This is a genomic window from Bradyrhizobium sp. Ai1a-2, assembly GCF_000426245.1.
GTDB lineage: Bacteria > Pseudomonadota > Alphaproteobacteria > Rhizobiales > Xanthobacteraceae > Bradyrhizobium.
Genome location: NZ_AUEZ01000076.1, coordinates 1 through 25687, shown reverse-complemented (window position 1 = coordinate 25687; position 25687 = coordinate 1). Strand labels below are relative to the sequence as shown.

Sequence of the window (25687 nt, the reverse complement as noted above, 5' to 3'; positions counted from 1 at the left end):
GGCTACTCTCCTTTTGAACTTTACTTCACCTCTCCCGCTTGCGGGGGAGGCATAGGCCGCTGTGGCGGCCGTTCTTGAGACACGCCGAAGCGAAGCTTCGGTTATGGCGTAGCGCCGGGTGAGGGCTCTCTCCACTCAATGACTCGCGGAGCCACCCCAATCCCGGCCCTCCCCCGCAAACGGGAGAGGGAGGGCAGCTCAGTCCTGGATACAAGCCTATCAACTTCACTAGGCTCCGGATGTTACTTGTCCATCCAGACGTCTTCGTAACGGTAGCCGTTGTAGGAGCTGTTGGACATCACCGTTACGTTCTTGACGTAAGGCTGCCAGCAGGTTCCGGTGCGGCTGTGCAGGATGATGGGCCGCGCCACGTCTTCCTGCAGTTTCTTGTCGATCTCCCAGACCAGCTTCTTGCGCTTCTCGGGGTCCGTCTCGGCCGATTGCTGGTCAAACAGCTTTTCGATCTCGCGATTGCAGTAGTTGGTGTAGTTCCGCTCGGATTCGCAGGAATAGTTCTCGTAGAACGACTGGTCGGGCTCGTCGACCGCGTTGCCGGTGAGGTTCAAGCCGAGCGAATAGTCCTTGCGCGCGACCTTCGGGAACCATTGCGCAGTGTCGACGACGTCGAGCTCGGCGTCGATATAGATCGTCTTGAGTTGGTCGATCAGGATGATGGCCGGATCACGATAGATCGGGATATTGCGGGTCGACACCTTGATCTGCAGATGCTTGTCGGGGCCGTAGCCCGCCTTCTGCATCAGCTTGCGCGCCTGTTCGCGGTTGGCGTTGACGTCGGGCCCATAGCCCGGGATCGTCTCCAGCATCTCCTTCGGCATCGCCCACAGTCCTGCCGGCGCCGGCTGCATGGTGCCGCCGACGTCTGCCTGGCCCTCGAACAGGATCGAGATGAACGCCTTGCGGTCAAGGGCGAGCGCGAGCGCGCGGCGGATGTCGAGATTGTCGAACGGCGGCGCCGACGAATTGATGATGATGTTGGTGGCGACGTTGCTCGGTTCCACCACGCAGATCGCATTGGGAGCCTGTGATTTGACGTCCTTCAAGAGCGGGATCGACACTTCGGTCGGGAATGTCATGTCGAACTTGCCGGAGACGAAGCCCAGGATCGCCGTCGAGCGGTTCGTCACGATGGTGAATTCGATGCCGTCGAGATAGGGCAGGCCCTTCTTGAAGTAGTCCGGGTTCTTCGTGAGCTTGATCGACTCGTTGGCCTTGAATTCGACGAATTTGAACGGACCCGTGCCGATCGGCTTGGTGCGCATCTCCGCCGGCGAGACATGGCATGGATAGATCGGCGTGTAGCCGGAGGCGAGCAACGACAACAGCGCCGGCTGCGGGCGCTTCAGGTTGAATGACGCTTCGTAATCGCCATTGGTAGTGACGTCGTTGACCTGGTCGTACCAGGACTTGCGCGGGTTCTGGCGGAACTTCTGCTGCGACTTGCCCATCAGGAGGTCGAAGGTGCATTTGACGTCGGCTGACGTGAACGGCTTGCCGTCATGCCATTTGACGCCGTTGCGAAGCTTGAATGTCAATTTCTTCTTGTCATCGCTCCAGGCCCAGCTCTCCGCCAGTTCCGGCACGATCGTATCGACGCTGTTCTGTGCAACATGCTGGTTGAAAATCACCAGATTGTTGAAGATCGGCATCAAGGGAACGTTGAAGGAATAGCTCGCACCTTCGTGGATCGAGGCGCTGCCCGGACTGTCGCGGTGATACATCCTTAGGACGCCGCCGGACTTCGGTCCCTCCGCCAGCGAAACATCGTAAGCCGAAAGCCAACATAACGCCGCCACGGCAAGCGCTCGCACGCTCCGCATCATTTCCTCCCGAGGTTCGGTCTCTATGGCCGATTTGGCATGGAGGATACCATGGTGGGACGTCTGAGCAACCAGCGTCGTGCGCATGAGGATCGGCAATTCGGATGAAATGCCGAGCCTGCGACATTCGGCGCTGCAATTCGGGCCGCTATTCTGCCGCCTGCGGCGACGGGAAGCCCATGGTGGCGAGACCGTCGGCTGCGGTCGCCGAGATCGTGGTGCGGATCATCAGTCGCGGCTCATGCGCCGGCCATGGCCGTCCGCGATGCATGGTGGCGCGGTTGTCCCACATCACGACGTCGCCCTGCCGCCATTTGTGCAAGTAAGCCGTTCCCGGCGCGGTGGCCGCCGCCATGAGTTCATCGATCAGCTTCTTGCCGGCGGCGGCGCCCATGCCTTCGACCGCATAGGCGTGCGATGCGAGATAGAGTGCGCCGCGGCCGTTGGCGGGATTGCGCCACACCATGCGCCAGCACACCGGTGGCAGCACCGCCATCTCCTCAGGCGTCGCAAGGCCAGGCGCGATCTGGTCGCGCGAATGCGCGTAGGAGTGCCAGGCGAAGGAATTTTCGAGATGCTTTGCCAGGCCCTCATCGAGCAGTTCGAACGCAACGCGCGTGGAGACGAATTCGGTTTCACCGCCATGATCGGGAATGACGCGTCCCGACAGGATCGAGGTCAGCGCCGGTACGCGCTTGAAGGAGGAATCGGTGTGCCAGAGCTGGTTGGCCTTGCTGCGCATCGCCTGGCGATGATCGGGCGGCACCACCTTGCCGTCAGGACCGATGGTGGAGAGGACCACGAAATGCGTTCCTGTCCCCATGGAACCGACTTTCGTCACTTCCGGCGGGCCGAAGCGGCGCGAGAACGCCAATTGCTTTTCATCCGACACGTCCTGGCCGCGAAACACCAGCACGGAATGTGTTTCAAACGCCGCCCGCACCGCGGCATACGCAGCTTTGCTCCTGACGACATCGTCGAGCGTCACGCCGCGAACTTCCGCGGCGAATCCCGGACCCACCCGGACCACGTCCATCGGCCATCCTCCCTGATTTTCTTGTTGCTCAAGGTTTAGGGTAAAAGCGGCAATCAAGCAACGCGGACGTGGATCACCCCATCGCGATCAGGCTTTGCCGCTCGCGTCGGCTGTTGGTTTCGATGCGATGCGTGACAAGTGCGAAAACTGCCCAGCTTGTGTGGAAGAGGACTCCCGCAAGCACGACCAGGATACCGGGAATGGGGCCGATCGCGGCCCGCTCCCAGACTTCGGCAAGGGTGGTCAGCGGCACCGGATGGATCGCGAGCTTGCCGTAATAGGCGATGGCCTGGATCGCGAAGATCCAGCCATAAGTGCGGCGCAGCCTTCGGCCGATCGCGCGCACATAGCTGATGTGGTAGCTCGGATTGCGATAATCATTGGCAAGCAGTTCGGTCCAGGCCGAATTCGGCGTGAGCCGTTCGCCTCGGATCATCGGCGCGTAGAAATCGGTTTCGAGCAGCCGCGCGCGGGCGCGCCAGACATTGAAGTAGCGGTAGCGCCGGGCCTCGAACAGCAGGAACACGGTGACAAGCAGGCCGACGAGGACCATCGGCAAGGGCGAGGCTTCGGCGCTGCTGTAGGTGGCCGACAAGGCAATGCCCGTCGTGACCACCGCCCAGTTGGTTGAGCTGTCGAGGCGCGTGCGCCAGACCGTGCTTCGGTAGACCTCGCCCCGGTAGAGGTGGGCGAGGGCCCCAATCTCTGCGGGCGTGAATTCGAGCCTTGGGGCCGGTAGCGGCGTCGGCTCGCGTGGCTCGGGCAATGCCATGGCGTGCCTCCCGACGAAGCTGGCAGACAATTGACACTATAGAGCATGATCCGGAAAAGTAGACACCGGTTTTTCCCCGCGATAACGCAAAAGCGTTTGCGCGGAGATCACGCTTCATCTTCCGGACGACCGCGACGATGCTCTGCGTCGCGACGCGGGGACGATGCGCCACGTCACACGATGCGCGAGGTCTTGTTGCCCCAATAGCGGTCGCGCAACAGGCGCTTGTAGAGCTTGCCAGTCGGTAGCCGCGGCAGTTCCGCCTCGAAATCGATCGAGCGCGGCACTTTCTGGCGCGACAGTGATTGCGCGCAGAAGGCGATCAGTTCTTCGGCAAGGTCAGGCCCCGCCGTCACGTCATGCATCGGCTGCACCACCGCCTTCACTTCCTCACCGAGATCGGGATTGGGCACGCCGAACACCGCGGCGTCGGCGACCTTGGGATGGGTGATGAGCAGGTTTTCGCATTCCTGCGGATAGATGTTGACGCCGCCGGAGATGATCATGAAGGTCGAACGGTCGGTGAGATAGAGATAGCCGTCATCGTCGACATACCCCACGTCGCCGACCGTGCTCATGCTGCCGTCCGGCGAGCGTGCCTCGCTGGTCTTGGCGGGGTCGTTGAAATATTCAAACGGCGAGGCGGTCTTGAACCACACCGTGCCCGGCGTCCCTTTCGGGCTCGGTTGCATGTTCTCGTCGAGGATATGCAAGTCGCCGAGCAGCACCTTGCCGACGGTGCCGCGATGGGACAGCCACTCCTCGGTGTTGCAGGCGGTGAAGCCGAGACCTTCGGTGGCGCCGTAATATTCGTGGATGATCGGCCCCCACCAATTGATGATGTCCTCCTTGACGAGGGCAGGGCAGGGGGCGGCGGCGTGGATCGCGATCTCGAGCGACGACAGGTCGTAGCGGTTCCGCACCTCTTCCGGCAGCTTCAGCATCCGCGAGAACATCGTCGGCACGAGCTGGCTGTGCGTGATGCCCCATTGCTCGATGAGCTGCAGATAGCGCTCGGGATCGAAACTCTCCATGATCACGACGGTGCCGCCGACGCGGATGGTGAGGTTGACGGCTGCTTGCGGCGCCGAATGATAGAGCGGCGCGGGCGACAGATAGATCATCCCTTCGCGGTAGTGCCAGAGTTTCTGCAGGAAATCGAACAGCGGCAGTTGCTGCGATGGCAGTTGCTCCGGCAGTGGCCGCAGGATGCCTTTCGGCCGCCCCGTGGTGCCGGACGAATAGAGCATCGCGGTGCCGATCGCTTCGTCCTCGATCGGCGTCGCAGGAAGGCCGGCGGTCGCCTGTTGCAGCCCGACGATGCGTTCGCTTTCCCCGTCTCCATCGGCGACGATGCAGAGCTCGACCTGCGGACATTCTTTCAGCGCCTCGCGCGCGACGTCGAGTTTCGCTCTTGACGTGATCAGGATGCGCGACTGGCTGTTGGTGAGGATATAGGCGAGCTCGCCCGCGGTCAGATAGGAATTGACGCAGGTGAAATAGAGACCGGACCGCTCGCCGGCGCCGCAGGCTTCGAGATAGCGATTGTTGTTCTCCATGAAGATCGCATAGTGCTCCAGCCGCTTCAGGCCGCATTTTCGAAACAGATGCGCCAGGCGGTTGCTGCGCGCCTCGAGCTCGCGATAGGTGACGGTCTCGCCCGTCGCAGCCATGATGAAGGCGGGTTGCAACGGGCGCAGATAAGCATGCTTGCCGGTATACATCGGTGGAAAACTTCCCTCATGCTGCCAACAGAAGAATCTCGCGGACCTGTTCGGGCCCTGCGATGGTGCGCGGATTGCGCGGAACCCACGGCGTCTTCATCGCCTGCGCCGCGATATGGTCGAAATGTTCGGGGCCGATCCGCACGTCCTGGAGGCTGCGCGGCAGTCCGAGTCCGCGGATGAAGTTGTCGAGCACGTCGCCGGCGTCCTGGCCCGGATGGCCCATGGCTGCGGCGACCAGCGCCTGCCGCTCGGCATTGGCGGACTTGTTCCAGCGCATCACGGCCGGCAGCATCACACAGGAAGTGTAGCCGTGCGGCACGTCGAATTCGGCGCCGAGCACATAGCCGATGCCGTGGCTCGCACCCATCGGCACACCGGAGGCGAGCGGCCCGGTCGACAGCCAGGTGCCGATCTGGCAGTCCAGCCGGGCGTCGATGTCGGCTGCATCGGCTTTGACCCGCGGCAGCGCCTGCGCCAGCATCGACAGTCCCTTGAGCGCCTGGGCATCCGCATAGGGATGCGATTCGTTCGAGCAGATGCCCTCGACGCAATGATCGACGGCGCGGATGCCGGTGGAGAGCCACAGCCATTCCGGCGTGTGAACGGACAGCCAGGGATCGAGGATGACCGCGCGCGGCATCACCAGGGGATGGGTCAGCAGCTCCTTGACCCGCTTCTTCTCGTTGGTGATGCCGGCGATCGCCGTGAACTCGCCGCCCGCGATCGTCGTCGGCACGCTGATCTGGCGCACCTTGGGTGCATTGATTTGGGGCGTTACGCCGTGGCTGGTGCGGACTTTGTCGATGTCGTCGGCGCTGCGGATGTCGTTGGCAAGGCAGAGCTGCACGGCCTTGGCGCCGTCGGTGATCGAGCCGCCGCCGATGGTGACGATGAGATCGGCTTTCGCCGCGCGCGCCTGCTCGGCTGCCTCGACCACGGCGGCGCGCGGCGTATGGGGCGGCATCGCGTCAAACGTGCCGACGCAGGCCGACCCCAGTGCGGCGCGGATTCGCTCGATTTCGTCGGTCGTGCGGTTGAGCGTGCCGCTGACCATCAGGAAGGCGCGCTGTGCGGCCACGCGCGCTACCTGCTCGACGATCGCCTCAGCCGCCTGGCGGCCGAACACGACCTCCTCCATCGCGCCAAATACGACACGTCCTCGGTGCACGAGCCGACCCTCCCTGAAAGATTTATTTTCTTTGGCGACAATCTAACGGAGCCGGAACGGCTCGTCATGCCCCAAGATGCGCCGTCGGCGTCCGCGAGGTTGGCTTCCGGAGGCAATCGCCGCCTGCGTTGGCGTGCGGCCACGAAAAAAGGACAATGATTTTGCTTGATCCCGCGCTTCTCTTGAACAGACTGGCCTCTGGTCACATCTTTGACCTCCGCTGCGTGTAGGCTGCGCATCCGAGTGGCGCATCGGGCGCGCCGGCTATGCTGTTCAAGGGGGAGAGTTCGACTTGGGCGCGACCGACAGGACGGAAAGCTTGAGGGCCCACTCACGGCGCAGCGTCAGCGCGCCGGGCCTGCTCATTGCCTTGGCAACTTCGGCCCTGGCATTGTCCGGTTGTGGCGACAAGCCGCAGCCGCAGGCGGCGACGCCCGCCCCTGCGGTCACGGTGGCGCAGCCGACCAAGCGCACGGTCACGGATTGGGACGAATTCACCGGGCGGTTCGAAGCGATCGAGGAGGTGCAGGTTCGCGCCCGCGTCGGCGGCTTCGTCACCAGCGTCGAGTTTCGCGATGGCGCCATCGTCCGCGCCGGCGACCTGCTTTACGTGATCGATCCGCGCCCGTTCGAGGCCGTCGCCAAGCAGGCCGAGGGACAACTTGCGGACGCGCGCGCCAAGGCGGAGCTCGCCAAGCGCGAGCTCGACCGCGGCCTGAACCTGGTCCAGACCAGTGCAGTTTCCGAACAGGTCGTCGACCAGCGCCGCCAGGCCCTGCAGGCCGCCCACGCCGCCGAGATGCAGGCCGAGGGCGCGCTGAAGGCGGCGCAGCTCAATATCGAATTCTCCCACGTGCTGGCGCCGCTCACCGGCCGCGTCAGCCGCCATCTCGTCAGTGTCGGCAATCTTGTGCAGGGCAGCGAGGGCGGCGCGACCCTGCTCACCTCGATCGTGTCGCTCGACCCGATCTACATCTATTTCGACGTCGACGAGGCGACCTATTTGCGGAACAACCGGCTTTGGTTCGAGGGCAGGCGGCCGAGTTCGCGCGATACCGCCAATCCGGTCGAGGTGACGTTGACCGGCGAAACCAAGCCCTCGCACGAAGGCAGGATGGACTTCCTCGACAACCGGCTGGATGTCTCGACCGGCACCCTGCGCAGCCGCGCGGTGGTTCCGAACAAGGATCTCTCGATCCTGCCCGGACAGTTCGGCCGCGTGCGGCTCATCGGCAGCGCGCCCTATGAGGCGCTGCTCCTGCCCGACACGGCGATCGCGACCGACCAGTCGCGCAAGATCGTGTTCGTGGTCAAGGACGACGACACGGTGGAGGCGAAGCCCGTGGTGCTCGGCCCGCTCGACGAAGGCCTGCGCGTGGTCCGCGAGGGCCTCAAGGCGGAAGACCGCGTGATCGTCGATGGCCTGCAGCGCGCCCGCGTCGGCGCCAAGGTGAGCCCGCATCCCGCCCAAGCCGCGGCCGGTGGCAAATCATGAATCTCGGCCGGCTCTCCATCAACCAGCCCATCCTGGCGATGGTGCTGTCGATCGTGCTCCTGATCGTCGGTGCGATCGCCTACACCACGCTGCCGGTCTCCGAATATCCGCAAGTGGTCCCGCCGACGGTGGTGGTCACCACGAACTATCCCGGTGCCTCCGCGCAGACCGTGTCCGACACGGTGGCAGCGCCGATCGAGCAGGAGATCAACGGCGTCGAGGACATGCTGTATCTCTACAGCCAGGCCACCTCGAACGGCCAGCTCACCATCACCGTGACCTTCAAGCTCGGCACCGACCTCGACACCGCCCAGGTGCTGGTGCAGAACCGTGTCGCGATCGCGCAGCCCCGGCTGCCCGAGGAGGTGCAGCGCAACGGCGTGACCACGCGCAAGAACAGCCCGGACATCCTGATGGTCGTGTTCATGCTGTCGCCCGATGACAGCTTCGACCAGCTCTACATCTCCAACTACGCGCTGCTGCAGGTCCGCGACCAGTTGCTCCGGCTCGACGGCGTCGGCGACATCCAGATCTTCGGCGCGCGCGATTACTCGATGCGGCTGTGGCTGGATCCCGACCGCCTCGCCAATCTCGGCTTGACCTCGACCGAGGTGCTGGCGGCGATCCGCGCGCAGAACCTGCAGATCGCGGGCGGACAGATCGCCGAGCCGCCGATCGCGGATCGCGCGTTCCAGCCCAACCTTGTCTTCACCGGCCGTCTCAAGGATCCCGGGCAGTTCGAGGATATCGTGGTCAGGGCCGGCGCCGACGGCCGCACCGTGCGCCTGCGCGACGTTGCCCGCGTCGAGCTTGGCGCGCTGTCCTACACCACCAACAGCTTCCTGCTGCGGAAATCGGCGGTTGGCATGCTGGTGACGCAGCGGCCCGGCTCGAACGCGCTCGCCACCGCCAAGAATATCTCCGACACGATGGTCAAGCTCAAGGCGAGCTTCCCGAAAGGGCTCGACTACAATATCGGCTACAACCCGACCGAATTCATCGCGCAATCCATCCACGAGCTGATCAAGACCATCTACGAGGCGATGCTGCTCGTCGTCATCGTGGTGCTGGTGTTCCTGCAGGGCTGGCGGCCAGCGATCATTCCGATCATCGCAATCCCGGTGTCGCTGGTCGGCACCTTCGCGGTGATGGCGGCACTCGGCTTCTCGATCAACAATCTGACGCTGTTCGGCCTGGTGCTGGCGGTCGGCATCGTGGTCGACGACGCCATCGTGGTGGTGGAGAATGTCGAGCGGCATCTCGCGCACGGAATGAGCCGGCGCGATGCCGCGCTCAAGACGATGGAGGAGGTCGGCGGCGCGCTGGTCTCGATCGCGCTGGTGCTGTGCGCGGTATTCGTGCCGACCGCATTCCTCGGCGGCATCTCCGGCCAATTCTTCCAGCAATTCGCCGTCACCATCGCGGTCGCGACCGCGATCTCCTGCTTCTGCTCGCTGACGCTGTCGCCGGCGCTGGCTTCGCTGATCCTGGTGCCTCATGAGGAGAAGCGGCCGGCGGCGCGCTGGAATATCATTGCCCGTGGCTGGGAGAAGTTCACCGGCGTCTTCAACCGCGTCTTCGACCGGCTGTCGCATGGCTATGCCGCAACGGCCGACTTCGTGATCCGCCATACGGCGGTGATGCTGCTGATCTATGTCGCGCTGATCGGCGGCGCCGGCTGGTTGCTTGCGACCACGGCGCAGGGCTTCATTCCGGCGCAGGATCGGGGCTACATCATCGTATCGGTGCAGTTGCCGGGGGCGGCATCGCTGGCTCGCACGACGGCGGTTGTGCGCGAGATCGAGCGGATCGCGCTCGATACGCCGGGCATCGTTCGTGTAGCGGCCTTTGCCGGCTTCTCGGGCGCGACGCGCACGCAGTCGGGTAATGCCGCGGCGCTGTTCCCGGTGTTCGATGAGCCGGAGGCGCGCCTGAAGAAGGGGTTGTCGGCGACCGCGATCACGGCCGAGCTGCGCAAGCGTCTGGCTGTGATCCAGGGGGCCTTCATCATCGTGATCCCGCCGCCTGCGGTGCCGGGTATCGGCACCGGCGGCGGCTTCACCATCCGTATCCAGGATCGCCAGGGCCGCGGCCCCGAGCTGCTGGCAGCCGCGACCGACGAGCTTGTCGCTGCCGCGCGCAAGTCGCCATATCTCACCTCGGTGTTCTCGCCGTTCACCGCGAATACGCCGCAAGTGTTTGTCGACATCGACCGCGTCAAGGCGCAGAAGCTCGGCGTGCCGATTGCGAACATCAACGACACCATCCAGACCTATTTCGGCTCGACCTACGTCAACGACTTCAACCTGTTCGGCCGCACCTATCACGTCACCGCGCAGGCCGATCTGCCGTTCCGCAAGGAAACCTCCGATCTCGCGCGGCTGCGGACACGCAATGCCGCGGGCGACATGGTGATGCTCGGCAGCGTGGTCGAATTCCGCGACGTCTCCGGGCCCGACCGCGTCGCGCGCTACAACCTCTATTCGGCATCCGAACTGCAGGGCGAGCCGGCGCCCGGTACGAGTTCGCAGACCTCGCTCGACACCATCAAACAGCTCGCCGATGCAACGCTGCCGAGCGGCTTTGCGTTCGAGTGGACCGATCTCTCCTACCAGCAGATCACCGGCGGCAATGCCGGTCTCTACGTGTTCCCGATCTGCGTGCTGTTCGTCTATCTCGTGCTCGCCGCCCAATATGGCAGCTGGAGCCTGCCGTTCGCGGTGATCCTGATCGTGCCGATGTGCCTGCTGGCCGCGACCATCGGCGTGCGCATCATGGGGCAGGACATCAACATCCTGACCCAGATCGGCTTCGTGGTGCTGGTCGGCCTCGCCGCCAAGAACGCGATCCTGATCGTCGAGTTCGCGCGCGACATCGAGGCCGAGGGCAAGCCGCGGCTGGAGGCGGTGATCGAGGCCTGCCGCTTGCGGCTGCGGCCGATCCTGATGACGTCGTTCGCCTTCATCCTCGGCGTGCTGCCGCTGGTAGCCTCGGCCGGCTCGGGATCGGAGATGCGCCAGGCGGTCGGGGTTGCCGTGTTCTTCGGCATGCTCGGCGTCACCCTGTTCGGCCTAATCTTCACGCCGATCTTCTACATGGTGGTGCGCGGCCTCGCCGATCCCAGGCATCCGAAGAAGCCGGTCGAAGCTTGAGCGCGCTGGCGGCCCCTCACCACCGCCGTCATTCCGGGCTCATCGCTGCGCGATGCCCCGGAATGACGAGAGCCGCAAGCCCCACTAATGGCTGAGCCGAAATAGATGGGCAGCCGCAGGGTTATAAAATATCATCCGCCGATATTCCGAACAGAAACTGCAGGGAGACCATTTATGAAATCGGGATTGCTCGCCGCCGTCGCTGTTGGCGGCCTTTTGCTGTCAACTCCGGGCTTTGCGCAGGGCGTCAAGATCGGCATCCTGAACGACCAGTCCGGCGTCTACGCCGATTACGGCGGCAAGTACTCGCTCGAAGCCGCGCGGATGGCGATCGAGGATTTCGGCGGCGAGGTGCTGGGACACAAGATCGAGCTCGTCACCGCCGATCACCAGAACAAGCCGGATCTCGCCGCTGCGATCGCGCGCCGCTGGTATGACGCCGAAGGCGTCGACATGATCACCGAACTCACCACCTCCTCGGTGGCGCTAGCGATCCAGGAGCTTTCCAAGGAAAAGAAGAAAATCGACATCGTGGTCGGCGCTGCGACCTCGCGCATCACAGGCGACGCCTGCACGCCCTATGGCTTCCACTGGGCCTATGACACCCGCGCGCTGGCTGTGGGCACTGGCGGCGCGCTGGTGCAGGCAGGCGGCGACAGCTGGTTCTTCCTGACCGCCGACTACGCCTTCGGCTACGCGCTGGAAAAGGACACCAGCGATATTGTCAAGGAGAAGGGCGGCAAGGTGCTGGGCTCGGTCCGCGTTCCCCTGAACTCGTCGGACTTCTCGTCGTTCCTGCTGCAGGCGCAGAGCTCCAAGGCGAAGATCGTGGGCCTCGCCAATGCCGGCCTCGACACCACCAACTCGATCAAGCAGGCGGCCGAGTTCGGCATCGTCAAGAGCGGACAAAAGCTCGCCGGCCTCCTGATGACGCTGTCCGAGGTGCACGGGCTCGGCTTGGAGGCCGCGCAGGGTCTTGTGCTCACCGAAGGCTTTTACTGGGACCACGACGATGCCTCGCGCGCCTTCAGCGAACGCTTCATCAAGCGCACCGGCCACATGCCGAGCATGATCCACGCCGGCACCTATTCGGCCACGCTCTCCTATCTGAAGGCCGTGAAGGCCGCCGGAACCAAGGATAGCGATGCGGTGGCGAAGAAGCTGAAGGAGCTGCCTGTCGACGACGCCTTCGCAAAGGGCAAGGTGCTGGAGAACGGCCGCATGGTGCACGACCTCTATCTGTTCGAGGTCAAGAAGCCCTCGGAATCGAAGAAGCCGTGGGACTACTACAAGCAGCTCGCCGTAGTGCCCGGCGACAAGGCCTTCTTCACCGCCAAGGAAAGCGGCTGCCCGCTGACGAAGTGATTTCGTCTCGCGAATCAATCACCGGTGCCGTCCCCGCGAAAGCGGGGACCCATCACCACCGTGATATGTTGCGGCGCGAGCAAGCGGTTGCAGCGGAGCACATCACGACGGCCTGTGACTATGGGTCCCCGCTACGCCAGGGCTTCGCCGAGGCGCGCAAGCCCGGGACGACGGCGGAGTTTGAGGCGCCATTGGCGCTGGTCACGCCAATTCAGTGAATGATCTTCCACACCGGCGCCCCCAATGCTCCGCACCACAGCACGATGCACGCCAGCGCCTGGATGCCGAAGCCGGGGCCGCGCTTTTCGACGGCTTGGCGATAGCCGATGAAATAGACGATGCGGCCGATGATCCAGACCACGCCCAGCGCCGCCGCGATCGCATCGCTGATATAGATGGCGAACAGCCACAGCGAGGGCAGGAAGATCGGCATCCATTCCAGCGTGTTCATCTGCACCCGGAAGATGCGCTCGAAATCAGGCTGCCCTGAGATCGCCGGCAGCTTGACGCCGAAGGTGTAACGCGCCCGCGCGACGGCCGCCGAGGTGAAGAAGTAGAACGCGATCGCAAGGCAGGTGACGATGGCCGTATCGTGATACATGGAGAGCCTCCCTCGATCATGATCCGACTGGAGAAATCGGATCTGATCTCGTTTTTGTTTTGAGCATGATCTCGTTGCGGATCATGCTCTCGTCTGGAAGACGCCGCTCAATAGCCGGTCAGTTCGAGATAGCCGACGCCGGCGTGGCTGCCGGCAAAGCTGATCGGGCCTTCCCAGTAGGAAAAGCCCGTTCCCATCCAGCTTCGCGCATTGAGCGGCTTGGTTTCGATTTTTACCCCGCGCGCAGGGATTTCGACACGCCACGCCGTCGGCACCTTGCGCTCGCCGATATCGGTGAATGCGGTGGGCGTGATGTTGTTATCGCTTGAAGCGATCTCGCTGGAACGGCCGTCCGGCTCGATCCAGTTGCCGAACAGGTTGCTGCGGCCGTCCTTCTGGCGCAATCGGTAAAGCATCAGCTTCTCGTCGTTTGGCAGATGCAGCGAGAACCAGTCCCAGCCGGTTTGGTCAGAGGCCAGGGGCTGGCTGCTCCATTCGCGGTCCATCCAGGCCTGCCCGGTAACCTCAACAGCCTTGTCGTCGATGACGATGCGGCCGGCCGCCTTGAAGAAGGGCTGGCTGTAGTAATACGACGCCTGTCCGCGATCGGACTTTTTGCTGTAGCCGCGGTCGCCCTGCAGCACCAGCGGCCGGTCGGCATCGAGGCGGAGCTCGTAGCTGAAATCGGCGCCCGTCGCGCTGAGTTTCAGCGGCGTCACCTTGTCGGCATTGAATCCGTCGAGCCCGCGCATCTCCCAGGCATCGATCCAGGCGACAAACGGATTCGTCTCGACGCCGGCCTGCCCGACGCCGCCGCGCGCAAATATCTCGGAATAGCGGTGCGTGTCGGCGCGTGTGACCGCGGCATGTGCCATCCAGACCTGCTGGTTGGCCCAGCCTTCAAGCTGCGCGCCCGCGCGCATTGCCAGCCGGAACAGTGTCCACTGCACGCCATGGGCGGCGCCGGCCGCATCGACGAGGTTCGCGGTCAGATACCACCATTCGATGCGGAATTCCGGATGCGGGCCGTGATCGAGGGGAAAGACGAAATTCTTGCCAGGCACGACAGGCGCGAAACCATCAGCGGTCTCGCTAAGTCCCGCGAAACCCTGCGCACGCGCTTGGCCCGCAAGGCCAACTGCAAGCGCGCCACCGACGAACGCGCGGCGCGATATCTTCACCTCTCCCGCTTGCGGGAGAGGTCGGCGCGAAGCGCCGGGTGAGGGCTCTCTCCACACGGACCGTCCCATCGTGGAGACACCCCCACCCCAGCCCTCCCCCGCAAGCGGGAGAGGGAGCCCAGCAGCGATCGCCGATGCAATTCGACCCGATCTCATCGCGCTCTAACGCTCATTGACAAAGATCCGTATCAGGCTCGCCGGCTGCATCCGCGCCAGCCGGATCACAGGCAATAGCGCAGCCAGCAGCGCGGCTGCCAGGGCAACGCCGAGCAGCTCCACCAGTTGCAACGGGAACACCTGGAACGGCAACCGCCAGCCAAACGCCTTCACGTTCACGACCGCAAGCAGGCACCACGCCACCAGAAGGCCGAGCGGCAACGCGAACAGCGAGGTGATCAGCGCCACCGCCATCGTCTTCAACAGTTCGATCCTCGCGAGCCTCCTGCGCGTCAGCCCGATCGCCCATAGCGGCGCAAGCTGCGGCAGCCGGGAATTGGCCAGCGTCAGGAGGCTCGTGAGCAGCGCGACGCCGGCGACGCCAAGCGTGAAGGCGTTCAGCGCTGACGTGACCGAGAACGTCCGGTCGAAGATGCGTTTCGAGTCCGCCTTCACCGTCGCCTGGTCGGCGACGCTGCGGTCATCGAGGCCAAACTTCTGCTGCAGTTCGGCGATCAGCGCGGGCACGTCGGGCGGCGCGACGCGCAGCCCGAACCGTGTCTGCGGTACTTCCGGAAAATGCCGTGCCAGCGCTGCAAAGTTCACCGCGACCTGGCCCTTCGGATTGCCATAGTCTGCATAGATGCCGACGATCTCGACCGGCCAGTTGCCGCCGGGCGCGGGCAGCTCGATCCGGTCGCCGATCGCGAGTTTCAGCCGACGCGACAATTGCTCGCTGGCAAAGCAGGTGTCGCCGCCGCGCAGGCGGTCCCATCCATTTGTTCTCGATTCCAGGAGCGGCCAGTTGTCGCGAAAAGTGGCCTGATCGGGCAGGCCGAGCACCTCGATCGGCATGCCCGCAAGCTGCACATCCGCGCGGCCGCCGGGCAGGATGGCCTGAACCTCGCTCCGCCCGCGCAACCAGGCCTTGATCTCGGTCGCCTGCGCATCGCTGGCCGCATTGACATAGACATCGGCGGTGAGCCGTCCGTCGAGCCAAACAAGGAAGGTGCGGCTGAAACTTTCCACCATGGTGCCGACGCCGACATTGACCGCGAGCGCAAGCAACAGCGCCATCAGCGCCAGCGACAATCCCGAGAGCTGCTGGCGGCTGTCAGCCCAGAACCAGACGCTGACCGGCCGCCCGGCGCTGCGCTGGCCGAGCGCGAGCGCGATCTCCAGGATCATCGGCAGGATCAGCGCCGCTCCGAGCATCAGCGCAGCGAGCACGGCAAAGCCCGAGAGCAGGGAATCGCCGAACCAGAGAAAGCCGCCGGCCGCGGTAAAGGCGGCAAGTGCCGCAGCGCTCTGGAACACCAGCCAGCGCCGCTGCGCCTGTTGCCATGCCTGCGGCTGCGCCGAGGCCAGCACCGGCATGCGGATCGCCTTGGCAAGGCTCGCGGCGGCCGCCGCCAGCGCGCCGAGGATGCTGATCGCGATGCCGGCGAGCCACCACTCGCCCTTCAATGTCAATTGTCCCGGGATCTGCGCGCCATAGAGCCCGCGCAAGGAGGCGGCGACATCAGGCAGCAGCGCCGCAGCGATGAAATAGCCGCACACCAGTCCCACCAGGCCCGCGACCAGCGCGAGCGATACCAGCTCGGCCACTTGCACGCTGTTCAGCATCCGTGCCGACACGCCGCAGGCGCGCAAGGTGCGCAGCATCGGCAGCCGCTGCTCGAAGGCAAGTCCGATCGCGGAGTTGACGATGAACAGGCCGACGAAGAACGACAACAGCCCGAACGCGGTCAGGTTGAGGTGGAAGCTGTCGGTGAGACGCTCGAGATCGGTTTCCGCATTGGGTTCGACCAGGCGCAGCCTGTCACCTGCGATGCTTTCGAGCGGCGCGCGCCTGGCGCTGGATTTGCCGATCAGCAATCGCGAGATCTGGTCCGGCATCTTCAGGATCTGCTGCGCAATCCCGATATCGACCACGAGCACGCCGGGCACGAGCTGCGCCTGCACGCGGAGTGGCGGCAGCAGCACGCCGCCATTCGATGATGGCCGCTCGCCCTCCTTGAGGCCGAGGTCTGCCAGCGTCTCCGGCGCCACCAGCATTTCGCCGGGCGGCGTGACGAAGGACTGCAGATCGGTCCGGCCGATCACGGGCGCCGTGCTGACTTCGCCGGGCAGCGTCACCGGCTCGATGCCGAGCAGCCGGAACGATCGTCCGCCGATCTGCACCCGTCCCTCGACCACGGGGGAGACCGGCCAGCCGGCGCGCCGCAGATCGACAAAGAGCTGTTGCGGAAAACCGGCATTGTCGCGGCTGATGAGCATCGCGGTGCGGGTGCCGCCGAAGGTCGCCGCCGCGCGATCATAGGCGGTGCGCGCCTGCTGGTTCAGCGCCTGCACGCCGCTCCACAGCGCGGTCGCTGAGATCAATCCGATCAGCAGCGTCGCAAGCTGCATCGGATGCCGGCGCCAGTGGCTCAGCAGCACCGCCAGTGTCCATAGCGCGCGCCTCATGCGATCACCCCCGCATGCAGGTTGACCCGGCGGTCGAGCAATGCTGCGAGGCGCGCGCTGTGCGTCACCATCAGGAAGCCGCAACCGGTCCGCGCCACCAGGTCGCGCGCCAGCGCCAGCACCTCGTCCGCGGTCTCTTCGTCGAGATTGCCGGTCGGCTCGTCGGCGAGCAATAGCAGCGGCTTTGGCGCCAGCGCGCGGCCGATCGCCACCCGCTGCTGCTGGCCGCCGGACAATTGCTCCGGATATCGCTTCAACAGGCGCGCCAGCCCAAGCCGCTGCACCAGCTCGTCGTGCCATTTCGGATCATGCCGTCCGGCGATCCGCGACTGGAAGGTAAGATTGTCCGAAACCGTCAGGCTCGGGATCAGGTTGAATTGCTGGAATACCAGCCCCAGCCGGTCGCGACGCAGCGCCGCACGGCCTGCGTCGCCGAGTTCGGAGAGGCTGACGCCGTCGAGGATGATCTCGCCTTCATCGGCGGCGTCGAGCCCGGCGATCAGGTGCAACAGCGTGCTCTTGCCGCTGCCGGATTCCCCGGTCAGCGCCACGCTTTCGCCGGCGGCGACCGCAAGGTTGACGCCGCGCAGCACTGCAATGTCCTCGCCGGCCGAACGGTAGCTCTTCTTCAGGCCGATGACGTTGAGCACGGGGCGTTTTCCACTTGCCATGCGCTGTCGATGCCACGGCAGGGCCGGCAGGTCAAAATCCACGGTTGCCTAGTCAGGAAACCCAAGGCTAGCATCCATCAGGGCCGGCCGGCAGAGCCGAGCAAACGAGAGAACGACGGGGAGAACCAAGCATGACCGCGCAGCCGACGCCGAAAGGCGCCTGGAAGATCACCTTTCTCCTGTTCCTGTTCATGCTGGTGAACTTTGCGGACAAGATCGTGGTCGGCCTCGCCGGTGTGCCGATCATGACCGAATTGAAGCTCGATCCGGAGCAGTTCGGCCTGCTCGGCTCCTCCTTCTTCTTCCTGTTCTCGATCTCCGCCATCGTGGTCGGCTTCATCGTCAACCGCGTCGAGACGCGCTGGGTGCTGCTGGTGCTGGCGCTGATCTGGGCGCTGGCGCAGTTCCCGATGGTCGGCACCATCGGCTTCACCACGCTCCTGATCTGCCGCATCATCCTCGGCGCGGGCGAGGGGCCTGCGGCATCGGTGGCGGCGCATGCCATCTTCAAATGGTTCCCCGACGAGAAGCGAACCCTTCCGATTGCGATCCTGTCGCAAGGCTCGGCGTTCGGCGTGATCCTGGCGGTGCCCGCGCTGAACTGGATCATCGTCAATCACGACTGGCACTATGCATTCGGCGCGCTCGGGATCGTCGGGCTGATGTGGGTTGCGGCGTGGATGATCTTCGGCGAGGAAGGCCCGCTAGTGGAGAGCGCGGCGACGGCGGCCAGCGAGCCGCGCATTCCCTATTCCCGGCTTTTGACGTCGCGGACCTTCGTCGGCTGCGTTGCCGCCACCTTCGGCGCGTACTGGGCGCTCTCGCTCGGGCTCACCTGGTTCACGCCCTTCATCGTCAAGGGACTGGGCTTCACGCAGCACCAGGCCGGATTCATTTCGATCCTGCCATGGGTGTTCGGCGCCGTCGTCGTGATGCTCACGGGCTGGATTTCGCAATTGATGCTGGCGCGCGGTTTCACCACCCGCGGCGCGCGCGGCGTGCTCGGCTCGGCGCCGCTGATCGTCGGCGGCACGATCATGGCCATCATGCCCCACGTCGCGCCGGGCGGACTGACGATCGCGCTGCTCGTGTTCGGCTCCGGCCTCTGCGGGTCGATCTACGTGGTCTGCGCACCGATGATCGGCGAGTTCACCCCGGTGTCGCAGCGCGGCGCCGTGATCTCGATCTACGGCGCGCTCTACACGCTCGCCGGCATCGTGGCGCCTGCCGTCATGGGCAGCGTGATCCAGCATTCGGCCGGTCTGTTCGACGGCTACATGACCGGCTTCACCATCAACGCCGCGATCATGATCACGTCCGGCTTGCTCGGCCTGCTGCTGCTCTGGCCCAACACCGAGCGCGCGAGGCTGCGCGGCGCAGGCGCGCCCGCGAGCGAACTGAAGAGTGCGGTATCGCCGACTTAGTTCATGCGCGGCGCAGAAGGAGGATCGGCCGGCGACTCCGTCTGTGGGACGCCGCGTCCCGTATCGTCATCCCTTCGCCAATCAGGCTAAGATCGAAAGAGCGCAAAGTAGATGACGTACAGCCAGCCCAAAATGCCGTGGATGATTGCCCAAAGTATTGAATGGTTCGTCGTATAGGATATTGCGATAGCAAGGGCGCTGCCAAAGCTCACGCCGTACTTCGCTCCTTCGACCCGAACCCCGTAATAACGATTTCCGTTCATCTTCGCTGCGATCCCGGTTTTCCCTCGCGACAAACGCGAAGCGTTTGCGCGGAGATCATGCTCAAACAAAAGAGCAAGAGCGGGATGACGATTCGAAGAAAAGTCATCGCGCTCTAGCCCGCTACCCGATCTTCCTTGTCCTCACCGCGCATCACGATGCCGGATCGCTTCTTGGTTTGTTGTGATCGAGTAGACATTGCACATCTCGGCAGCCGGTATGGACGGCCTCTTCGGCGCTATTCCGTCTTGATCGGTAGGTCCCTCAGCTTGCGCACGTAATAGCCTTGCCTCTGAACCGCCGACTTGATCTCGTCACTGACTTTGAGAACTTTTTTCTTGGACTTGCGCCATCGCCCCAAGGCGACAACGGGTATGGGCAGTCCTTTATTAACGACGAGCAGATCACGTCTTTCGTTTAAATAAACGTCAAACATGTGCCTCCCCCGAGGAAAATGATAAGACTATCGTTCCGGAGCAGAAGCGCGGTTGCAAAACTGCAACACGGGGCCGCTTGTTTAACCGGTTCATCGCAGCACCCGTCGCGCTGAAAAAACACCTGACTTTCGGCTTGCGTCCTGTGAACAGCGGGGAATACTTCCAGTGTTCATCCAGCCTGGCCCGGTTTTCTGCTTGGATGTTGTCCGCATGTCACACAGACACCCAACAGTTTCCGCATCGCGTCGCGGTAAACGCCTCAGGCTTGCGCCCCAGCGAAGGGGCTGTGGATTGGAGGTAAGTTTCGCCCACTAGGCGCGGTTGATGGAGCCCCGACGCCGTGGGAGCCAACGATGCCGATAAACGACTTGATAGACAGACTGATCGAGGAATGCCGCGGTGACCTTCACGGAGCTTTACGGGCACTCCTCCTGATCAACGAGCGCCTCGAAGCCGAGCTGCAATACGTCTATGAGCGATCTAACATCGCTCCACCGCATCGGCGCACGCTGCACTAGACCGTTTGCCTGCGCTAACGCTGTGCGCAAATGTCCTTGTAGTCCTCGTAGGGTGGGCAAAGCGCAGCGTGCCCACCATTCCGGGCGAGATGCTTGATGGTGGGCACGCTGCGTTTTGCCCAACCTACGGCTACGCGTCAGTGCATCGCCTGCGTGCCGCGAATGAGCCGGCCGGGTCTTGCGCCCGTGGCCGCACCGCCGCGCTGGGTCACGACGCCGGAGATGATCGTCGCATCGTAGCCGTCGACCTGCTGCAGGAGACGGCGGCCGCCGACGGGGAGATCGTAATGCACCTTCGGCGGGTGCAGATGCAGCCGGTCGTAATCGATCACGTTGACGTCGGCCTTGTAGCCCGGTGCGATCAGGCCGCGATCGGCGAGGCCGACCGAGAGCGCCGTCTTGCGCGATTGCACCGCGATCACGAAGGGGATCGAGAGCTTCTCGCCGCGGGTGCGGTCGCGCGTCCAGTGCGTCAGGAGATAGGTCGGGAAGGACGCATCGCAGATGATGCCGCAATGCGCGCCGCCGTCGGAGAGGCCCGGCACCGCGTTCGGGTCCAGCAGCATCTCGCGCGTCGCATCGAGATTGCCGTCGGAATAGTTGAGGAACGGCACGTAGAGCATGCCGCGGCCCTCGTCGGTCAGCATCGCATCATAGGCGAGTTCTTCCGGGCGCTTGCCGAGCCGGCGCGCCTGCGCGCCCAGCGTGTTCTCCGGCGGCTGCTCGTAATCGGGCGGATTTCCGAGCAGGTACATCTTGTCGTAGTTGGGCCGGAAGAACAGCGGATCGTCGGTGTCGCTCGCACTCTCGGCGAGGAGCGCGGCGCGCACCTCGGGCTGGCGCAACCGCGCGACGCGCTCGGCGAGCGGCAGATGCGCGATCGCCTTGTAGCTCGGATGGGTCTGGAACGGGTTGCGCGACAGCTCCAGCCCGAGCAACAGCCCGACCGGGCGCGCGGCGATCTGCGCGGTGATCGACAGCCCGCGGCTTGTGGCCTCGCTGATGGTGTCGAGCGTCTGGCGCCAGCGCCGCGGCGACTTGTCGTTCTGCGCGAGCGAGAACGAGATCGGGCACCTGGTGTTCTGCGCCACCCGCAGCATCATCGGCAGGTCTTCGTCGGCAGTGGAGGCATCGAGCACGAATTGCAGCACGCTGCGGCCGACGCCATGCATCGCGCCGGCGATCGCGGTCAATTCGTCCTCGCCCGCCTTCAAGGTCGGCGTGAAGTCGCCGGTCGAGGTGCGGTGGTTGAGGGTGCGCGAGGTGGAGAAGCCAAGCGCGCCGGCGCGAACCGCGTCTCCGGCAAGTCGCGCCATCTGCTCGTTGTCCTCCACCGTGGACGGATCGCGGCGCGCGCCGCGTTCGCCCATCACATAGACACGCAGCGCCGCATGCGGCAGTTGCGCGCCGATGTCGACGTCGAAGCTGCGCTTCGACAGCCAGTCCATGTAGTCCGGAAAACTCTCCCATGCCCAGGGAATGCCGGCGCTCAAGACCGGCTCGGGAATGTCCTCGACGCCTTCCATGAGCTGGATCAGCCTTGTGTGATCGCTCGGCCGGCAGGGTGCAAAGCCGACGCCGCAATTGCCCATGATCGCGGTGGTGACGCCGTTCTGCGAGGAGGGCGTGATGTCCTGGCTCCAGGTCACCTGGCCGTCGTAATGCGTGTGAACATCGACGAAGCCCGGCGCCACCAGCTTGCCGCGTGCGTCGATCTCCTCCTTGCCTTTGCCTGAAACCTTGCCGATCTCGGTGATCTTGCCGCCCACGATTGCCACATCGGCTTCGTAGAGGTCGCCGCCGCTGCCGTCCGCAATGGTGCCGCCGCGGATCACGATGTCAGGCGCTGAGGTCATGGCGCTTCATCCCGATTTGTTGTTTGTTGCCCCGCATCATGGATCGTCCCTCGATGCTGTCAACCGGTTGGGGATGGGGCTCAGCAATGCGCTATGGCCCGGCAACCCCGAAAATCGCGCCTCCTGGGCTATCGTCTAACGCCTAGTCCATGTCGCGGAATGCGTGACCATTGGCTTCGATCCGTTTCACAAGGTCCGGCGGCAGTTCGGCCTGTGCCGCCGTGCCGTCAAATGCCCATTGCTTCGGATCGGCCAGGTCGGGAAGCCCAGCCCCTCTGCGCACATAGAGGCCGACCGTCGGCTTTTGCGGATTAATGTAGAGATCGTATTCCTGCATCGAGATGTCTCCTCTTCTGTTGCCAGCTCAGGATCGCATCAGGCCGCGTTGGCTCACATTTCTGCCAGACGCAGCGGTCGGTTACAACTGTAAGCATTTAGTTCGAGATAGTGATCGGACCGTAACGGGCCCCCCGCAGATTCTACTGAAATCACTGCGGAGATTTCTCGTGACCGCGACCATCAAAGGCAATGAGTGCGCACTTTCCACGTCGCCTGCCGAGGCCGGCGATAGCGTTACCGGCGCCGCGCGCGTGCCGACACGTCGAGACCGGAGCGCTCGCGCGCTTCAGACCATCTATCTCGGCGTCGCCTGTTATGTCGGCCTGAGCGATTGCGCGGATCGTTTCGAAGCAATCGCTCGCGAGGACACCTGATAGGTCGTCAGGCCGCGGCGCGCGCGTCCGATACCTGCGGCTTGCGATCGGTGACGAGCGCGAGCAGCACCGTCAGCACCATGAAGACGGCGGAGGCGCCGAACACCCAATGCGGCAGGTTGTGGTCCATGATCCAGCCGAACAGCAGCGGGCTGACGATGCCGCCGAAGTTGAAGCCGGTGGAGACGATGCCGAAGGCGCGGCCGGCGGCACCGGGAGGCGCCGCGTTGCGCACCAGCATGTCACGCGAGGGTGCGATCACGCCGCCGAGGAAACCGGCCAGGCCCATCGCCGCGGTCAGCACCGGTGAGGGCAGGGTGACCAGCGCGATCACGACCACGATCGCCGCATTGACCGCAAAGCAGGCCGCCGCGACCTGGCCGTGGCGATGGGTGCGGTCAGCCAGATAGCCGCCGGCCAGCACGCCGACGGCACTGGCGCCAAGGAACGCGGTCAGCGCGATATTGGCCGAGGAGAACGACACTCCATAGCCGCCCATCAGCGCCACCACGCCGAAATTGCCGATTCCGGCATTCGACAGGCTGAGCAGCGTGAAGAACACGGTCAGCACCATGATCGCCGGCGTCATCACACTCACTTGCACCTTCTCAGTGCCCTCGGGCCTGTCCTTCGCGGCGCCGGCGTCCGGAATGCCCATGACGACGAGCAAGAGCGCCACCAGCGGGCCGACGGCGCCTGCGACCATCAGCGCGCCGAGACCGCCGATCCAGGCCACCAGCGCCGCCATGATCGCGGGCGCCACCGCGCCGCCGAGGAAGCCGGCAAAGGTGTGGATCGAGAACGCGCGGCCCATCCGCGCCTCGTCCATATGCGCCGACAGGATCGCATAATCGGCGGGGTGATAGACGCTGTTGGCGAGCCCGAGCGCAATCGCGCAGGCGATCAGCGCGGGATAGCTCAAATGCGTGCCGAGCCCGATCAGGGCAAAGCCGCCCACGCAAAGGCCGATCAGGAGGATTTTTCGCGCGCCGATATGGTCGGCGAGATAGCCGATCGGCGCCTGTGTCAGGCCGGAGACCAGCGCAAATACCGTCAGCGCGAAGCCGAGCTCGATATAGCCGACGCCGAGCCGTTCTTTCAGGAACGGGAACAGCATCGGCAGCACGAAGAGATGGAAATGGCTGACCCAATGCGCGATCGAAATCCCCGTCAGCGTGCGCACCGCGCTGTCGGATCTCAATTGCTGCGGTGCGGCAAGAACATCAGCCATATCGGTGGGAAGCCTCATCAAAATGCGATGCCCGGCAGGGCGTGCCGCGAAAATATCGGCTGAGCGTTATTTGTCCATGAAGGCCGCTGCATGGCTGACCCGGCGAACCGCGACCGAGCGACATGCGGCATTAAAGCGGCAAGACAAGCCACTCGCGTTGCAGCAATGATCTGGCATGACCGATCCGGCGAGAAAGCTGCGCGTCCTGATCCCCGAGGGGGCGAGCACATCGGCGCGCGAGGCGATCACGATCCTCGGCCTTGCCGGCCACCATGTCGAGGTCTGCGATCCCTCGCCCTGGTGCCTGTCGCGCTATTCACGCTTTGTGCGCAAATTCCACCGCTGCCCGGGGTTGCGCTACGATCCCGAGGGATTCCTCGGTTTTGTCGAGCGGCTGCTGGAGGCGCCGTTCGACGTGCTGCTGCCGACCCATGAACAAGGTTTTCTGTTCGCGCGCGCCGAGGCGCGGCTGAAGGGCCGCGTCGGCGTGGCGCTGCCGCGGTTCGACAGCTACCGCATGGTGCACAGCAAGGCCGGCTTCAGCCGCTTGCTCGACCAGTTGGGCCTGCCGCAGCCGCCAACGCGGATCGTGACCTCGGAGAGCGAGCTACGCGACGCCATCCGCTTTCCGTCCGTCATCAAGACCTCGGTCGGGACCGCAAGCCGCGGCATCTGGTTCGTGCGCGACGAAGCCGATTTCAACATCGCGCTGTACGAGCTCGGCGCCACGGACACCTTCGCCGACGAGCTGCTGGTGCAGGATCTCGTCACCGGCACCACGGAGAAGGCGCAGTCGGTGTTTTGCTTTGGGAAACTGGTCGGCTTCCACGCCTATCGGCAGATCGCGCCCGGCGTCGGCGGCGGCGAGGCGATCAAGGAAAGCGTCAGCCGTCCGGAGGTGCGCGCCGATCTGGCGGCGATCGGAGCAACGCTGGCCTGGCACGGCGCGATGTCGGTCGATTACGTGATGCCGATCGACAGCCACGTGCCGCTCCTGATCGACTGCAATCCGCGCCTGGTGGAGCCGCTCAATGCCTTCCGCGCCGGCACCGATCTGGTCGATCTCCTGCTGCGCGTTTCGCTCGGCGAGACGCCACAGCCCTTGCCTGAAAGCCGCACCGGCGTGCGGACGCATTTGGCGATGCAGGCGCTGCTCGGCCAGGCCTCCCGCGGCGGCACCAGGCGCGACATTCTGGTGGAGTGCAGCGATCTCCTGAAGACCTCAGGGCCATACAACGCCAGCACCGAGGAGCTGACGCCGGTACAGCTCGATTGGCTCAGCGCCGTGCCGCTGGCGATGACGGCCGGCCTGACCCTGGTCTCGCCGAAACTGGCAAGAACGGTTGCCCGCGGCGGCTTCGGCGCTCATCTGCTCGATCTCAAGAGCATCCGCAAGATCGAGCGCGAGGATTTCGCGGGATTGCATCAGCCGCCGTAGATTCCATGGGGCGGTGAGCGTGGCCTTTCCGATAGGTTTGGGTTTCCACACTCGAACCCTCGGAGAGTCAGATGCAAGCATCGACCGTAGACACGCCCACCACCGGCCATAATGGCACAATTTTCGTTGCGATCGAACTCAGTCAGAAGACGTGGCTGGTGACGCTGCACAGCCCGGA

At 64.3% G+C, this 25687-nt stretch carries 19 protein-coding genes; 6 read left to right on the top strand and 13 right to left on the bottom strand.

The annotated features are described in order from the left end of the window. Positions 1-242 precede the first annotated feature (242 nt). From K288_RS0134110 to K288_RS0134090, 5 genes are all read right to left on the bottom strand, one after another. Positions 243-1838: an ABC transporter substrate-binding protein gene (locus K288_RS0134110; RefSeq protein ID WP_027583578.1), complete on the bottom strand. Its 1596-nt coding sequence runs from the start codon at positions 1836-1838 to the stop codon at positions 243-245. Positions 1839-1986: 148 nt separating this feature from the next. Further along, entirely contained in the window at positions 1987-2874 is an 888-nt protein-coding gene (locus K288_RS0134105; RefSeq protein WP_027583577.1) for a TauD/TfdA family dioxygenase, read from the bottom strand. A 73-nt stretch (positions 2875-2947) separates the two neighbouring features. Then, positions 2948-3646, bottom strand: a complete 699-nt coding sequence (locus K288_RS47340) for a DUF2270 domain-containing protein (protein WP_051334881.1) — start codon at positions 3644-3646, stop codon at positions 2948-2950. A gap of 173 nt (positions 3647-3819) precedes the next feature. After that, positions 3820-5370 (bottom strand): AMP-binding protein, encoded by a 1551-nt coding sequence (locus K288_RS0134095; protein ID WP_027583576.1) that lies wholly within the window; start codon positions 5368-5370, stop codon positions 3820-3822. 16 nt (positions 5371-5386) lie between these two features. Further along, entirely contained in the window at positions 5387-6541 is a 1155-nt protein-coding gene (locus tag K288_RS0134090; protein ID WP_027583575.1) for an iron-containing alcohol dehydrogenase, read from the bottom strand. A gap of 358 nt (positions 6542-6899) precedes the next feature. Between K288_RS0134090 and K288_RS0134085 the strand changes: the two genes are divergently transcribed. The 3 genes from K288_RS0134085 to K288_RS0134075 all read left to right on the top strand — a co-directional run bounded on the left by K288_RS0134085 (position 6900) and on the right by K288_RS0134075 (position 12553). Next, entirely contained in the window at positions 6900-8036 is a 1137-nt protein-coding gene (locus K288_RS0134085) for an efflux RND transporter periplasmic adaptor subunit (protein WP_027583574.1), read from the top strand. Further along, positions 8033-11188, top strand: a complete 3156-nt coding sequence (locus K288_RS0134080) for a multidrug efflux RND transporter permease subunit (protein WP_027583573.1) — start codon at positions 8033-8035, stop codon at positions 11186-11188. The genes K288_RS0134085 and K288_RS0134080 overlap by 4 nt, the downstream gene beginning before the upstream one ends. A 174-nt stretch (positions 11189-11362) precedes the next feature. Further along, the gene (locus K288_RS0134075) at positions 11363-12553 is read left to right on the top strand and encodes an ABC transporter substrate-binding protein (protein WP_027583572.1); all 1191 of its coding nucleotides are present in this window, start codon (positions 11363-11365) and stop codon (positions 12551-12553) included. A gap of 211 nt (positions 12554-12764) precedes the next feature. Here K288_RS0134075 and K288_RS0134065 read toward each other — a convergent pair whose 3' ends face one another. From K288_RS0134065 to K288_RS0134050, 4 genes are all read right to left on the bottom strand, one after another. Next, on the bottom strand, positions 12765-13154 hold the full coding sequence (locus K288_RS0134065) for an MAPEG family protein (protein ID WP_027583571.1): 390 nt from the start codon (positions 13152-13154) through the stop codon (positions 12765-12767). 107 nt (positions 13155-13261) lie between these two features. Beyond that, positions 13262-14335: a lipocalin-like domain-containing protein gene (locus tag K288_RS0134060; RefSeq protein ID WP_027583570.1), complete on the bottom strand. Its 1074-nt coding sequence runs from the start codon at positions 14333-14335 to the stop codon at positions 13262-13264. A gap of 162 nt (positions 14336-14497) precedes the next feature. Next, the gene (locus K288_RS0134055; protein WP_027583569.1) at positions 14498-16960 is read right to left on the bottom strand and encodes an ABC transporter permease; all 2463 of its coding nucleotides are present in this window, start codon (positions 16958-16960) and stop codon (positions 14498-14500) included. Then, the gene (locus tag K288_RS0134050) at positions 16957-17631 is read right to left on the bottom strand and encodes an ABC transporter ATP-binding protein (RefSeq protein ID WP_043161444.1); all 675 of its coding nucleotides are present in this window, start codon (positions 17629-17631) and stop codon (positions 16957-16959) included. The genes K288_RS0134055 and K288_RS0134050 overlap by 4 nt, the downstream gene beginning before the upstream one ends. Positions 17632-17762: 131 nt before the next feature. On the opposite strand from K288_RS0134050, the gene K288_RS0134045 reads away from it, so the two are divergent. Beyond that, complete coding sequence (locus K288_RS0134045) at positions 17763-19055, top strand: MFS transporter (protein WP_027583567.1); 1293 nt, start codon at positions 17763-17765, stop codon at positions 19053-19055. A gap of 499 nt (positions 19056-19554) precedes the next feature. On the opposite strand, the gene K288_RS0134035 is transcribed toward K288_RS0134045, so the two are convergent. From K288_RS0134035 to K288_RS0134020, 3 genes are all read right to left on the bottom strand, one after another. Next, the gene (locus tag K288_RS0134035) at positions 19555-19752 is read right to left on the bottom strand and encodes a hypothetical protein (RefSeq protein ID WP_027583566.1); all 198 of its coding nucleotides are present in this window, start codon (positions 19750-19752) and stop codon (positions 19555-19557) included. 656 nt (positions 19753-20408) lie between these two features. Beyond that, complete coding sequence (locus tag K288_RS0134025) at positions 20409-22127, bottom strand: amidohydrolase family protein (protein ID WP_027583565.1); 1719 nt, start codon at positions 22125-22127, stop codon at positions 20409-20411. A gap of 142 nt (positions 22128-22269) precedes the next feature. Beyond that, positions 22270-22464 carry a hypothetical protein gene (locus K288_RS0134020; RefSeq protein WP_027583564.1) on the bottom strand — a complete coding sequence of 65 codons (195 nt, stop codon included), beginning with the start codon at positions 22462-22464 and terminating at the stop codon, positions 22270-22272. A gap of 169 nt (positions 22465-22633) precedes the next feature. Between K288_RS0134020 and K288_RS0134015 the strand changes: the two genes are divergently transcribed. Next, positions 22634-22840, top strand: a complete 207-nt coding sequence (locus tag K288_RS0134015) for a hypothetical protein (protein WP_027583563.1) — start codon at positions 22634-22636, stop codon at positions 22838-22840. A 7-nt stretch (positions 22841-22847) separates the two neighbouring features. On the opposite strand, the gene K288_RS0134010 is transcribed toward K288_RS0134015, so the two are convergent. Next, entirely contained in the window at positions 22848-24071 is a 1224-nt protein-coding gene (locus K288_RS0134010) for an MFS transporter (protein WP_027583562.1), read from the bottom strand. Positions 24072-24246: 175 nt separating this feature from the next. Between K288_RS0134010 and K288_RS0134005 the strand changes: the two genes are divergently transcribed. Then, entirely contained in the window at positions 24247-25509 is a 1263-nt protein-coding gene (locus K288_RS0134005) for a hypothetical protein (RefSeq protein ID WP_027583561.1), read from the top strand. Positions 25510-25687: the final 178 nt, after the last annotated feature.